This window comes from Neorhizobium sp. NCHU2750 (assembly GCF_003597675.1).
Lineage (GTDB): Bacteria > Pseudomonadota > Alphaproteobacteria > Rhizobiales > Rhizobiaceae > Neorhizobium.
In genome coordinates this window covers 612,834-626,436 of sequence record NZ_CP030827.1, presented here as the reverse complement: position 1 = coordinate 626,436, position 13,603 = coordinate 612,834, and the positions used below count along the sequence as shown (strand labels likewise).

The 13,603-nt window shown below is 59.0% G+C and carries 12 protein-coding genes and 1 tRNA gene; 7 read left to right on the top strand and 6 right to left on the bottom strand.

Annotation, left to right across the window (positions count from 1 at the left end):
• Positions 1-60: 60 nt before the first annotated feature.
• Positions 61-137 (bottom strand) — tRNA-Pro (locus tag NCHU2750_RS02970).
• Between the two features lie 254 nt (positions 138-391).
• Here NCHU2750_RS02970 and NCHU2750_RS02965 point away from each other — a divergent pair.
• The 6 genes from NCHU2750_RS02965 (at position 392) to NCHU2750_RS02940 (ending at position 5,729) form a co-directional block, all read left to right on the top strand.
• Positions 392-754: a hypothetical protein gene (locus tag NCHU2750_RS02965; RefSeq protein WP_119939095.1), complete on the top strand. Its 363-nt coding sequence runs from the start codon at positions 392-394 to the stop codon at positions 752-754.
• A 203-nt stretch (positions 755-957) separates the two neighbouring features.
• The gene (locus tag NCHU2750_RS02960) at positions 958-1,728 is read left to right on the top strand and encodes an ABC transporter permease (protein ID WP_119942873.1); all 771 of its coding nucleotides are present in this window, start codon (positions 958-960) and stop codon (positions 1,726-1,728) included.
• A complete protein-coding gene (locus NCHU2750_RS02955; protein WP_119939094.1) occupies positions 1,725-2,384 on the top strand; it encodes an ABC transporter ATP-binding protein in 660 nt (219 codons plus the stop codon). The genes NCHU2750_RS02960 and NCHU2750_RS02955 overlap by 4 nt, the downstream gene beginning before the upstream one ends.
• A gap of 253 nt (positions 2,385-2,637) precedes the next feature.
• The gene (locus tag NCHU2750_RS02950; RefSeq protein WP_245480317.1) at positions 2,638-3,744 is read left to right on the top strand and encodes a KpsE/RkpR family capsule polysaccharide export protein; all 1,107 of its coding nucleotides are present in this window, start codon (positions 2,638-2,640) and stop codon (positions 3,742-3,744) included.
• Positions 3,745-3,822: 78 nt separating this feature from the next.
• Positions 3,823-4,593 (top strand): ABC transporter permease, encoded by a 771-nt coding sequence (locus tag NCHU2750_RS02945; protein WP_162939458.1) that lies wholly within the window; start codon positions 3,823-3,825, stop codon positions 4,591-4,593.
• A 221-nt stretch (positions 4,594-4,814) separates the two neighbouring features.
• On the top strand, positions 4,815-5,729 hold the full coding sequence (locus NCHU2750_RS02940) for a DUF707 domain-containing protein (RefSeq protein WP_119939091.1): 915 nt from the start codon (positions 4,815-4,817) through the stop codon (positions 5,727-5,729).
• Between the two features lie 412 nt (positions 5,730-6,141).
• On the opposite strand, the gene NCHU2750_RS02935 is transcribed toward NCHU2750_RS02940, so the two are convergent.
• The 5 genes from NCHU2750_RS02935 to NCHU2750_RS02915 form a co-directional block, all read right to left on the bottom strand.
• Positions 6,142-7,224 carry a glycosyltransferase family 2 protein gene (locus NCHU2750_RS02935; RefSeq protein ID WP_245480316.1) on the bottom strand — a complete coding sequence of 361 codons (1,083 nt, stop codon included), beginning with the start codon at positions 7,222-7,224 and terminating at the stop codon, positions 6,142-6,144.
• Positions 7,221-8,876 (bottom strand): Wzz/FepE/Etk N-terminal domain-containing protein, encoded by a 1,656-nt coding sequence (locus tag NCHU2750_RS02930; protein WP_119939090.1) that lies wholly within the window; start codon positions 8,874-8,876, stop codon positions 7,221-7,223. Before NCHU2750_RS02930 ends, NCHU2750_RS02935 begins: the two co-directional genes overlap by 4 nt.
• A complete protein-coding gene (locus NCHU2750_RS02925) occupies positions 8,873-10,912 on the bottom strand; it encodes a glycosyltransferase (RefSeq protein ID WP_119939089.1) in 2,040 nt (679 codons plus the stop codon). Before NCHU2750_RS02925 ends, NCHU2750_RS02930 begins: the two co-directional genes overlap by 4 nt.
• Positions 10,909-11,160 carry a hypothetical protein gene (locus tag NCHU2750_RS02920; RefSeq protein WP_119939088.1) on the bottom strand — a complete coding sequence of 84 codons (252 nt, stop codon included), beginning with the start codon at positions 11,158-11,160 and terminating at the stop codon, positions 10,909-10,911. The genes NCHU2750_RS02925 and NCHU2750_RS02920 overlap by 4 nt, the downstream gene beginning before the upstream one ends.
• Before the next feature lie 284 nt (positions 11,161-11,444).
• Positions 11,445-12,161, bottom strand: a complete 717-nt coding sequence (locus tag NCHU2750_RS02915; RefSeq protein ID WP_502703837.1) for a sugar transferase — start codon at positions 12,159-12,161, stop codon at positions 11,445-11,447.
• Positions 12,162-12,422: 261 nt separating this feature from the next.
• On the opposite strand from NCHU2750_RS02915, the gene NCHU2750_RS02910 reads away from it, so the two are divergent.
• Positions 12,423-13,547, top strand: coding sequence for a glycosyltransferase (locus NCHU2750_RS02910; RefSeq protein WP_245480315.1), 1,125 nt, complete (start codon positions 12,423-12,425; stop codon positions 13,545-13,547).
• The last annotated feature ends 56 nt before the right edge of the window (positions 13,548-13,603 follow it).

The window sequence follows — 13,603 nt, the reverse complement described above, 5'->3', positions numbered from 1 at the left end:
AAAGGGCTTTCGCGGAGGAAGTCTTTCGGGATGAAAACCCTTGCACCACAAGGGTTCGACTGGTCGGAGTGGAGTGATTCGAACACTCGACCCCCACGTCCCGAACGTGGTGCGCTACCAGACTGCGCTACACTCCGTGACCAGTGGCGCCTCTATAGAACAGCATTTTTTTTTCGACAATCCCCGTTTTTGAAAAAAATGCGACAGGTGAAATTTTGCGGGGATGCCTGTGGACGAGCACGCGGGAATCCGTTGCAAAAAAGCGGCGCTCGCAGATTTTGATGGCCGTGTGCAGCATTGATCTCGCGGCGCAGCGAAAAAATCTGCTAGCTGGAACGCGAAGCCCGCCTTGCCCGCGGCAGTACCACCGTCAAAAGGATTTCCAAGGATCATGAGCCGTCGCCTCATCGCATCGACCACCCTTCTTGCCCTGACCGCAGCGCTTGCAAGCTGCACGACCGTCAGCATCGCCGACAATCCGATCAACAAGCGCTGGGTCGGCCGTCCCGCGGGCGAGTTTTTCGCCAAGTACAACCCGCCGATCGAGGATACCGCCTCGGGATCGGACACGATCTTCAGCTGGCGCGGCGGCTACAAGCGCATCAAGCTGCAGAATGGTTCCAATGCCAGCGTCAGCTGCTCGGCGAAGCTCACGGTTTCCGATAGCTACGTGATCCGCGACATCACCATCACCTCCGACCGCCCGGGTGCGACCGGCCCGAGCTATTGCGAGGAATTGCTGGCCGGCGCCTGAGCCGGACAGTCTCCGAGCCGCAATCACGGCAAACGACGAGCGGCGGGCAAAGCCCGCCGTCAGTGCATCTGGAAGCCGGGATTTCCCCGGCACCGGGCCGGCCCGCCGCCATCATCTTCATTTTCAGTGGCATCAATCGCGGAATTGACGTAATTTGGAAGCAGTTTCGGTTTCCGTATGTCAATTGGGATCTACAGGCGCGCTTGTCCTACCTAGCCACTCACGCTCGTGTCGTCAGCGCGCTTGTCATGCGCGAGATGTCGACGCGATTCGGAGCCAAGCCGGGCGGTTATCTCTGGGCATTGCTCGATCCCGTCAGCCATATCGCCTTTCTCTCGATCATCTTCATGGCGATCGCCCACATGCCGCCGCTGGGGACGAGCTTCCCGCTGTTCTTTGCGACCGGTTATATCGGGTTTCAGTTCTACCAGGCGATGGCGGGTTATCTGAACAGTGCCGTGAGCGGCAACAAGGCGCTGCTCAGTTATCCGAATGTCGCGCCGATCGATACGATGGCCGCACGCTATATGCTGCAATTTGCCACGACCATCATCGTTGCCGTCTTCGTGCTCGGCTACATTATCGCCACGGCCCGCCACGCGGTGGTGATCGACGTACCGCCGCTGCTCGAAGCGATGTTTGCCGCAAGCCTCATCGCGCTCGGCGGCGGTTTCGCCAACTCGGTGCTGTTTACCATGTACCCCATCTACGAAAAGCTGTTCGGCATCGTGACCCGCCCGCTTTTCCTGGTTTCCGGGGTATTCTATATTCCCGACACATTGCCGCCAATCGCCAAGGATGTGATACTCTTTAACCCTTTGGCGCATATTGTCATGCAATTCAGGACGGGATTTTACCCGCAATACAGGGCGGCAGATTATGACCGCTTCTACGTCTGGAGCGTGGCGGCACTCTGCATCTTCGTGGGGCTGATGCTTTTCACGACGTCGAAAGCGAGGCTGAGAGACCGATGATCAAACTCGAACGCGCCTTCAAGGAGGTGCGCATGAAGGGCGTCCGGAAGACCATCATCGACAATGTGACGGTGACGTTTCCGCGCGGCAAGAGCATTGGGTTGCTGGGGCGCAACGGCGCCGGCAAATCGACCCTGCTGCAGATCATCGCCGGGACGCTCGAACTCGACCGGGGACGCATCATCCGGCAAGGCAAGATTTCCTGGCCACTCGGTTTCCAGGGCAGTTTCCAGGGCAATCTTTCCGGCGAACAGAATGTCCGTTTCGTCGCCCGCATCTATGGTGTGGATACGGACGAGCTGGTTGCCTATGTCGCGGAATTTGCCGAACTCGGGCAGTTCTACCACGCCCCAGTGCGAACCTATTCCTCCGGCATGAAGGCGAGACTGGCGTTCGGCGTCAGCATGGGCATCAATTTCGACTATTACCTCGTCGACGAGATCACGGCCGTCGGCGACACCAACTTCAAGCGGAAATCCCAGCAAACCTTCAAGGAAAAGCTGAGCAATTCCGATGTGATCATGGTATCGCACAGTACCGGCACGCTGCGCGACTACTGCCAGACGGGTATCGTGCTGGAAAATGGACAGATGACCTATTACGATGACATCAACGAGGCCATCGTCGTGCATGAAAGCAATATGAAGAGGCACTGAAGTGAACCAGACGGCAACCGACACCGTATCAGCCAGACATATTGCTGAGGCTCCCACCGCTGCGTCCACCGGACAGCCCAAGAGCCGTAATCTGAGGCTCCTGGAATCGCTTCTGGAACAACGGGCTCCGGCGACAGTGCAACCGGTCGAGCCTGTGCGCCCGGCACAGCCGGACGCGCCTGCAGTCACCATTGATGTGCCAATCACTGAGCCGACCAAATATGGCTGGCTAAAAGCGCTCAAAACACGCCACATGGCAATCGTAGGCGGCTTTGTCGCCATGGTCGCGATACCGGCGGCGGTCAGCACGACGTATATGGCCTTCATCGCCGCAGACCAGTATCACAGCTTCTCTTCGTTCTCGGTGCGCAGCATTACCGCGGCGCCTTCCGGCGACCTGCTCGGCATGTTTACCCAGAGTTCAAGCGGCAGCACGGCCGGCGATTCCTATGTGCTGGTCGACTTCATCCTCAGCGAACGCATGGTGCAGATGGTCGACGAGGCCTTCGGCATGGACAAGGTCTTTGCCCGCCAGGGCGCCGATTTCTTCTACGGCATTTCGCCGGGCATGCCGATCGAAGACAAGCTCAACTATTGGCGCAGCATGGTGACGGTCAATTTCGATTCGTCGTCAGGCATCATGGACCTTCAGGTCAAGGCGTTCAGCCCTGAAATGTCCCAAAAGGTAGCCACATTCGTTCTTGCGCAGAGCGAAAAACTGATCAACGATCTGTCGATAACAGCACGCGACGAAGTATTGAAAACAGCGCAGAGCGAGGTTCAGACTGCAGAAGATCGACTGACGCAGACTCGGGCCGCTCTGAGAAGCTATCGGGATGCCGCGCAGGAAGCCGACCCCGTCGAAGGCGCCAAGCTCGCAACGCAGCTGGTCGGCTCCCTCGAAGAACAACTCGTCAAGCTGAAGACGGATCTGTCGACGGCGCTTACCCAGATGGGTGAGAACACGCCGCGCGTGCGTCTGATGAGAACCCAGATCGCCAGCCTTGAGGACCAGCTCACCAAGGAACGTCAGCGTTTCGGCACCGGTACTGCTACAAAGGGCGGGCGAGCCACAGGTTCGGCGACGGACGTCGCTGGCCGTATCGCACTTTACGAATCGATCCAGACGCAGAACGAATTCGCCGAGCGTGCTTACACCTCATCGCTTGCCGCGCTCGAGAAAGCACGCGTCGATGCCGGCTCAAAGCAGCGCTATCTGGCCGTCTTCATCAAGCCGACGCTGTCGCAAATGGCACAATATCCCAGTCGTCTGCTGAACCCGATCCTGGTGACGCTGGGGGGGCTGTTGATGTGGGGCGTTGCTGTGATGATCTTCTACAATATTCGCGATCGGCATTGAGAATAAATTCCCCGGCAACAGGAGACAAGTCGTTCCTACCGGGGCCCACTACCCTTCGTTTCCTGGCAGGGCACGACGTTGAACTATCTGAGCACCCATGTCCGTATCGTTACGGCGTTCGTAATCCGCGAGATCGCCACGCGCTATGGACGAAGCCCCGGCGGTTACGTCTGGGCGCTGCTGGAGCCCGTAGCATTTATTGCGATCATGTCCTTCCTTATGGGCTCTCTCGGCAGACTGCCGGCACAGGGTGACAGTTTCACGCTGTTTTATGCTACCGGCTACCTGGCTTTCAGCATGTACAAGGGCATGGAGGGATATCTGGTCTCGGCGGTGGCCGGAAATAAGGGCCTGATGAGCTATCCCAAAGTTTCGCCCTTCGACGCCGTTATCGCTCGTCTCGTTCTACAAGGGATGACTTCATGCGTCGTCACGTTTGTTATCATCTACGGGGCAATGTGGACCACCAGCCAGCCTATTGACATACAATGGGCGAATATTGTCGAGGCGATCGCCTTTGCCTGGATCCTTGCATTGGGCGTCGCGCTCGGAAACACCGTACTTTTCTTCAAGTTCCCGCTTTACCAGAAGATCTTCGACATCGTCATGCGGCCACTTTTTTTGTTGTCAGGCGTATTTTACGTGCCATCGCACATGCCGCACCCCTTCTCGGATGTCCTGCTTGCCAATCCGGTAACTCAGGTAGTGATCCTTTTTCGCGAAGGCTTTTACATCCAGCACGGCGATAACGGGTTCGACATGGCTTTCCTTGTCACCACCTCCGGTGCTCTTCTCTTCGTCGGAATGGCACTTTTTACCTTCTTTCCCATTGCCCGCGCTCGCGAATAGACTGCTGCGACCGAGGTAATCCAAATAACACGACAAACGAGAATCGACCTCACATGGAAGTGTTGCGAATTCTTCCCGATTCTCATTTTTCTCTCGATTTCGATGTTGAATTACACGGCCGCATTATTGCCCACCTTAAAAATGCGGCGTAAATTGCTTTCTATTCGTAGAAATACTTCCCGCATTACAAATAGCCTTATACGAGCGACAATGGAGCTGCCATGCATGATGCAATACAGCCTGCCCGCCGCAATCTCGTTTTCGCTCGCGTGGGCAGGGGATCTCTCCATAAAAAATGGGCCGGCCCGGCTCCCCAGGACCGTAGCTGGGACATCCAGCTCAGCACCTATCTCGACGATATAAGCACCTTCAGCGAAGGTGATTTCCCGGTCTATATCGACAAGGGAACCAAGTGGGACAGCATCGTCCGCTATTTCCAGAAAAATCCCGATCTTCTCGACCACTATGATCACATCTTCTTTCCCGACGACGACCTCGACATGGGTTGTGACGGCGTGGAGCGGATCTTTGCTGCCTGCGGGAAATACGACCTCTACATCGCGCAGCCGGCGCTGACGCCGAAGAGCTATTACTGGCACCCGATCCTGTTGCGCTGCGCGCCGTTCGAGATCCGGTACATCAACTATATCGAGCCGATGGGGCCCTGCATCAAAAGCGCCTATCTTCGCGAGATCATGCCGGTGATCGAGAAGCATTTTACCGGCTGGGGCATCGACAATATCTGGACCCAACTGATGGACGACCCGGTGGGCAAGGCTGCGATCATCGACAGCGTTGCGGTGACCCATACGCGTCCGTTCGAGACCGGTGCCATCTATGATGCCTTCAAGGAAATGAAGGTCGATCCGCATCAGCAACGCCGTAATATCCTGAAGGATTTCCAGACGGGCATCGTCGGGATGGTCGTCTATGGCGGCGTTCTGAAAAGCGGCATGCGGGTGAACGGCATCGTGGCGCGTATCGTCAGCGGCTTCTACATGCTTTCGGTGATCCCCTGGGTGCGGAACAAGCAGGGCTCTATCCGTGTCGCCATCGGTTCCTTCGTCCGCGCATTCACGCTTGCCAAATACCGGCCGCAGCACATTACCCTACCGGGGCCGGAAAAGCCTGCCTGACGCAACTGGAGCAAGGCCTTCCCAAGGCCTTGCCACCAATGTGGGGGCGCAGGGCCACGGCACGTCGGGCGGACGGATCACAAGCGTAAGGAAGCGGAACAGAAATATTCGTCATACCACTTCCCTACGTGCCCGCGTGCCGTGATCCCCGGAAGAACGGCAGCAGAACAACCAACCAGGCCTACGACATGACCACCGCCTCGGTCGTCGCGAAAATATATCGTGAAAGCAAAGACATATGGCAGATGGTGTGAGGGCGCTTGCGCCCGCAGCGCATCTTCTATTACCCCATAGCGGCTTCATGTCCCCTCCAGCATGTCTGCCGAAAGTTGCCACCGGTTGCGGATAAAGACATGGGCAAAAAGCAGAGAGCAGAAGCACGACAAACGGATCTGAAAGATCACGACCCTTTCTAGAATATTGCCTTGATGAGCCCGGAGAAGGAGCGCTTTCCGGCCTGAAGCCGGTAATTGACGACCCGTCTTGCGGATACATTCGGCAGCAGGAAGGCGATGAGGAAAAAGACTGTCATGGACAGTTTGAAATTCACGCCCTGCGGATCGCGCCACAGCAGCGACAGAAGGTGGAGGAAGCGGCGCATTGCGAATGGCTTTCCTTCCGCAATCGCCAGATAGAAACTTCGCTCCTGGAAGAAATAGGCGTGATCAGTGGTCACCAACCGCGAGCCCATGCCCTTGTCGGCAAGCAATGAGCGCAGATGTTCGAGCCGATCGGCAAACCGCGTGACCTCCTGCTGCAGCGGACGCGGGTTCAGCTGGCTGCTGAAGCCTGAATCGTTGCGGCCATGTACGCGATAGCGTCCCAGCGGCTCCGACAGGCTGACGATATCTCCCCAGAACGGCGCGGCAAACAAGATGACGCCGTCGACGGCACGCTCATAGCCGGCCCCCTCGATCAGCCCGGCGACATCCCGGCGAAAGACGTTTCCCGATGTCGGTGGGCTCATATAGGCGCCGGTCTTCAAGACATTGTCGGCAAGTTCGCGCCCGCGGAAATCAGACAGCGGTGGAACCGGCCCGCTGATCACGTCGCCTGCGGCATCGATCCTGATCAGCGGGAATTGCAGCTTGGCAACATCCTCGTCCAGATGCGCGGCAATCTTGTCCAGCGATCCCGGCATCAGCTCGTCATCAGCATCGAGAAAAAGCACGAAAGGCGCCGTCGTCCGTTTCAGCCCCTCGAGGCAAGCCAGCCGCTGGCCGCCGTTGCGGATGCTGCAGGCCTTGACCCCGGTCGCCGCGATCACTTCCCAGGAGCGGTCCGTCGAACCGTCGTCGATGACCACCAGTTCACAATCCGCCCTGCCCTGCCCGATCACGCTGCCGATCGCGCGGGCGACATAGTCCTCGTAGTTCCAGCAGGTGATGATCACGGCAATTTTCGGAACCGACCCTATCTGCCGCGGGCGGGAAGCCTCGTCGATCTCGTCCAACGGCGCCATTCCATCTCGATATGCGGCGCCGCCCTCCGTCATGATTTTCGCCTGTTGATCACATAGCCGATGAGATTGACGCCTGCGCGGCGGAACTGATGCTCGGCCTCCTTCACCGCTTCCCGCGTTGTGCGGCCCCAGCGGGCGACGATCAGCACGGCATCGGCGTGGGATGCCAGCGCCAGAGCATCGAGCGAGGTATCGAGTGCGGGAAGCTCGATGATCACGTCGCCCTTGAAGCGGGCGGCATCGATGATTTCGCGGATGCGCGGGCTGCGGAAGTTGGCATAGGCGTTGACCAGCGGCTCGCGTGAGAGGATCGGCAATACGCCGACGCCTGCGTGATACTCGAAATTCAGCTCGCCGTCGTTTCTCTCCGCGCCGGCGATGTCCAGCAGCGATGCCGGAGCGCCGGCAGAGCCTTGCGCCTGGGGTTCGCACCAGAAGACGCTGGCCGGCCGGCCGGAACGGGCCAGCATATCCGCAAGGCTGAGCGACAGGGCGGAAGCCCCCGTATCCCGCGAGCATCCGGCGAGTGCAATGACAACGTGCCTCTCGCCCTTTTTCGGCACGCAGGCGATATCGATCAGGGTTCTGAGATCCCGCAGTGCTCCCGCCTGCCGCTGGATATTGCGGCTGCGCACGCCGATGCGGGCCATCGCAGCGCCGGCCGATGTTTCGGGAATGGTGGCAAGGCACGGGAGGGCGGTTTCGAGCTGCAGATCCTTTGGCAGGCGGACCTTTCTGTCGAAGGCGACGCTCATGGCAAGCGCGGTCATGCCACAGAACAGCCCAAGCACGCCGCCGAAAGCGACAATCAGGGAGGTACGCGGGCTGGACGGGCTCAGCGGATAAAGAGCGGCACCGGTGATCTTGGCATCGGCATCCGGCGTCGGCACCTTGGGCAGCGTACCCGCCGCCATCGCCTCGCTTGCCGCGCTCACCTGGCTCGCCAAGGCATCAAGCCGGCCCTGCAGGGTTTCCGTACCCGCCTGGGCCGTCTGTTCCTTGGCGATGACGGATTGGAGGATATAGCCTGAAATGATGGCGTTGGCGACGCGCGCGGGCTCAGCCGGGTCGGTCGACCAATAGCCCACTTCAACGACATAGGACTGTCCGACGCGACGGGCATAGACGCGGTCGACGAAATTAGCGAAGGCGATGCGCTTGAGGTTTTCCTCGGCGCTCGGCGCGGTGGGCCGATCGGGTGCATCCGGATCGCCGACAGCGGGCTCGGAGCCAAAGGCGCCGCGGACGAAGGCGATGACGTCATCGAGAACCTTGCGAACCATGCCGCTCTCATGCGGCCCAAGCTCGGGGCTTTCGTAGAGGCGCAGGCTTTCGAACACGGCGGAGAGAAGCCGTTCGGACAGGAGGATCTGCAGCTCGCTTTCGGCGCTGTTGAGGTCGAGCCCCTGCTGCAGCACCGCCGTGCTGTTGTTGGCGAACTGGCGCGGCTCGAGCAGCATGGTCGCCGTGGCATTGTAGGTACGCGGGAGCGAATGGGCATAGAGCGCCGCAAGGACGATGCCGGTGGCGATGCAACCGATCAGCCTGATCTTGTAGCGCCAGGCAATCGCCATGACCTGCTTGAGCAGAACGACCGGGCCATCGGCCCTGCCATCCTTGGGCATGTTGTCGAGCGGCCAGATGCGCGAGGCCCGCTCGACCGGGCCGGGTCTGTCGAATGTCATCGGACGACGCCTCCCCCGAGTTTTTCCAGCTTGGCCGGTTGGGTTTCCAGCAGGGCTGCGTTTTCGGGATTGACCCGCCCGCGCAGGATATCCGACAGGGCGGCAATATTGCCCATCACCCTGCCCCGCCGATCGATGAACGGTTCGGGGCGGAGCGACTTTGCAACGTTCATGGACATGTTCCGCCAGATCTGGCCGATCGCCTGTTTGGTCGTCATCGTTCCCTTCCGACGTAGGTAGAGTGGATTGATTACCTGCGAATATCCCAAGCGGCGGCCGCTCGTTCGGCCCACCTTCACGCCCATATGTACTCCATAGGCATCCGCGCATTTCACCAGGTCCCCGCCCTTCCTGGCGAGGGATGCGCCGAAATCCCGGTCCTCCAGCCAGCCGTAGAGAACGAGACGTTCGTCGAAGCGCGTATTGCCGATTGCAGAGACCCGGAATGCCATGTTGCAGCCATAGGGACTGAACGGTCGTTCCCAATGCGCATCAGCCGTTACCGGGGCTGCCGCCACCAGTCTGACTGCCTCGCCAAACGGTATGCCAGGGCCCTTTATGCCATCGGCCACAACACGGCCGGTAAACCCGACGACCCGGCTTTCATCGGTAAAGACCTGCAATGCGGTCGACAGCCATTTCGGGTCGGCAACGAAATCGTCGTCCAGAAACACGACGACGTCAATTCCCGAGGGCAGATGATCCAGAGCATTGTTGCGCTGCACCGAGGATCCCATCTTGCCGGTCAGAATGGTGACACGGCCATCGTCGACGAGATCGCCCGCATCGGCCCGCTCGACGCAGGAGACGATCACCGCGTCGGGTGCGTGCATCTGGGTCGCAAGTAGATGGCGCACCGTCTCTGACACGACGGTCGGACGGCTTCGGGTGGCGATCGCCACCGCGATCTTGGTGGCCGGAGGCCGGACTACGACAGAGGGCGCGAGGCGACGCTTCGGCTCCTCCAGCAATTGCCGGTATCCGTCGGCGGTCTTCGCCCAGGAAAATTGCTTGACCTGCTCGCGACCACGACCACGCAGGTCTTCTGCCTGATCGGCCGAGGCGGCGAGCGTCTTGATATGTGCCAACCACTGCGCCGGGTTGAAGGGAGAGGCAAGAAGTGCCGCATCGCCACAGACCTCCGCCATGCTGGAATGGGAGGACGACAGGACCGGGCAGCCAAGCGCCATGGCCTCGACGATCGGCAGGCCGAAGCCTTCGTTCAGCGAGGGAAAGGCAAGGCACAGGGCATGCTGCAGAAAATAGGCCAGATCATCATCCGAAACGCGGCCCGCCATGATGATGTTGGCATGGTTCTCGGTGATGCTTTCGCTGAAAATGCCGGAATCGCCGCCGGCCACGACGATATCGATGCCGAGAGCGTCGAGATCGGCGGCAATCTTCGACAGCAGCGCCAGGTTCTTGTGGCGGGCACGGGAGCCGAGGGCAAAGACATAGCGGCGTGAGCGGGTCAGAATGGCATCAACGATGGGCGGCGCCACCTGCGCGGCGGCGGCATTCCAGCTGAAGACGTGTTCATGGCCATTGGGCAGAACCGCGATATCGGCGGCGCGGATCGGCAGGTAGCGAGCGAGCTGACGGGCCGAGGCATGCGATACGGTGGTAATCCTTGCGGCGCGCTTGGCCAGCATCGGATGCAGGGTCGAGTAGACGGTGCGGAATGCCCGGCTGTAGCTCTCGGGGGCGGCAAACACATTGCCGTCGTGGATGCAGACGATCTGGTCTGCCTTCAGCGCCGGTGCAGTATTGCACAGGTTGAGCAAAGGGCCCTGCCAGCGCCGCGGCAGAACCAGCTGTTCCCAGGCATGCCCCTTCAACGGGCTTGCCACTTCGAAGAGTTCCAGCGATGCGAGTTCGGGATCGTCAGCCCCCTGCGGCACCAGAAGCGGCATGGGCGAACCGATACCCGCGGCGTCATCCATTGCCTTCAGCACGTTCAGGGCATAGCGCTGCACACCGGTCGGGGTCTGGGTGAGGAAGCGGCCATTGACGGCAAAGGGGCGACCAAGGCTCATCGGCTGATCCCGCTTCGCTTGCGGACATTGCGTGCCATGACGGCACTTGGAACGAATTTCAGCACGGATTCGAGTTCACGCGCGGCAAACGCGAGGACGGGTACAGCCGGCGATGACCCCACGATCGAGACGCGCGTCATCGCTTCAAGGATCGGATGAAGGACCGATGAAGAATAGACAGAGCAACGATCTGCAATACTTCCATCTCGACACGTACTCTTTACCAGATCGAGCATATTCAAGATCATGCCTTACTCCGCTGCAGTCCATGACACCCGTGTAGCGCGGCTGGCGTAACGCCACCCCTGCAGAGGCCGTGCCGGTCACCATGTCGGATCCATTCCGACGGAAGCGGGTGCCGGCAGGCCCCATGCGTCCTTTCGCAATTCCACCCCCGAGGGCCTCGTTCGCTTCCGCTGGCTCATATGGCCCCGGCTCATCCGGTTCCCGACGGGAGTGTATTTCTTCAAGTACTGCGTGAAATCTAAGTATATATTCAGACTATCGATCCGCGTGTCGGGCCGATCACGGTTCAGTAGCTTCCGCGTGCCTTCAATACTGCGGGAACTGTCTTGGCGATGATGACGATGTCACCCATCAGACTGCGGTTCGTGACATAGTGAGCGTCGAGAAGAACCCGCTTGTTGAAATCGGTATCGCTGCGCCCACTGACCTGCCAGAGCCCGGTGAGACCAGGGCGGACACGCATGTAATCGGCATAGTGCTGGCCATAGAACTCGACCTCACTCTGCACGATCGGCCGCGGGCCGACAATGCTCATGTGTCCGACGAGCACGTTGATCAGCTGGGGCAGCTCGTCGATGCTGCTTTTGCGCAGGAATATCCCGAAAGGCGTGATGCGGGGATCGTTCCTGAGCTTGCGGGTGGCGAGCCATTCGGCACGCTCGGACGGATTGGCCGCCAAGTATTTCTCAAGCAACACCTGATTATTATTTACCATCGTCCTGAATTTCAGGCAGGGAAACGAGGCGCCACGCCGACCAATACGCCGGTGAGCGATGAAGATCGGCTTTCCCTGAATGATAAGCAGCATCAATGCCGTGATCAGCATCAGCGGCGAAAGGACAAAAAGGGCGACCACGCAGACAAAAAGGTCCAGGGATCGTTTTGCAAAAGATGACAGTCTCGGGGACGTTCTCAGTTTTGCATTTTCAGGCACGAACAGTCGCTGAACGCCAGCTTCGCCAGCGTTTACATTAACGTCACCCATCGACGCACTCCATGTCAGCAAATGTGATCTAAGATCAGCGTATCTTACTGCACTGCTTGCACTGTTAATTATTGCTAACAAATGGTTAAAAGTTTGACAATATATTTATTGCTTGTAGTCTACCTAAAATTGGCACACCTTACAGACAGTCTTTATATAGGCTATTCGGGCCGTTCTCGCTTAGTTCTTCTTTGGAACAAATCAATAGCCTGAATATAAAATCTCGGTCAGCAGACGATAACGCATTTCGTGAATATAACATCTCTCACGAGGTTACTCATGCGCGTTGCAATCATACACTATTGGCTTGTTGGCATGCGGGGCGGTGAAAAAGTCCTCGAAGCAATCTGCAAGATTTATCCGCAGGCAGACATCTACACTCACGTGTATGACAAGGATTCAATATCGGCTGCTATCAATTCGCACACGATCTATCCGACATTCATCAATTCTTTGCCCTATGCAAAGAGGATGTACAAGAAATACCTGCCGTTGATGCCGATGGCGCTGGAGCAGCTGGATCTGAGCCAATACGACCTAGTGATCAGCAGCGAATCCGGCCCGGCCAAGGGCGTCATTCCGAACTCGCCGGCAGTGCATATCTGCTACTGCCATTCGCCGATGCGGTATGTCTGGAACATGTACCATGAATACTATCGCAAGTCGGGGATCATGACCCGGCTGATGATGCCGCCGCTGGCGCATCGGCTGCGGGCATGGGATATCGGCACGGCAAGCCGCGTCGACCATTTCGCCGCCAATTCGGTGACCGTGGCGAACCGGATCAGGAGCTATTACCGGCGAGATGCCGACGTCATCCATCCGCCGGTCGACACCCAGGCCTTCCGGCCGGTGCCGACCGCCGAAGTCGGCGATTACTACCTGATGGTCGGCGAACTGGTGGGCTACAAACGACCGGATCTCGCGGTCGAAGCGTTCAACCTGACGAAGAAGAAGCTGGTTGTCATCGGCGGCGGCGAGATGCTGGATTATCTTCGCAAGATTGCCGGCCCGACGGTGACGATCCTCGGATCACAGTCATTCGACGTGCTGAAGTATCATTATGCCCGCTGCCGGGCGCTGATCTTTCCGGGCGAGGAGGATTTCGGCATCGTTCCGCTCGAGGCAATGGCGAGCGGACGGCCGGTGATCGCGTTCGGGCGCGGCGGGGCGACCGAAACGGTGATCGACGGAAAGACCGGGGTGTTCTTCAAGGACCAGTCGATCGAGGCGCTGATCGATGCCTGCGAGCGGCTGGAGCGGATGGATCTCGATCCGTCGGATGCCGTGACGCGGGCGGCGGATTTCGCCACGCCGGTTTTCATCCGCAAATTCAGTGCATTCGCCTACAAGGCGCTCGGAACCGAACCGCCGCCGGCCATTCGCCCGGCGCAGATCGCATGACGCAAGTCAATCGACATGGGGCGCCTGGAGAAATCGACAAGCGAAGGAGCATAGCG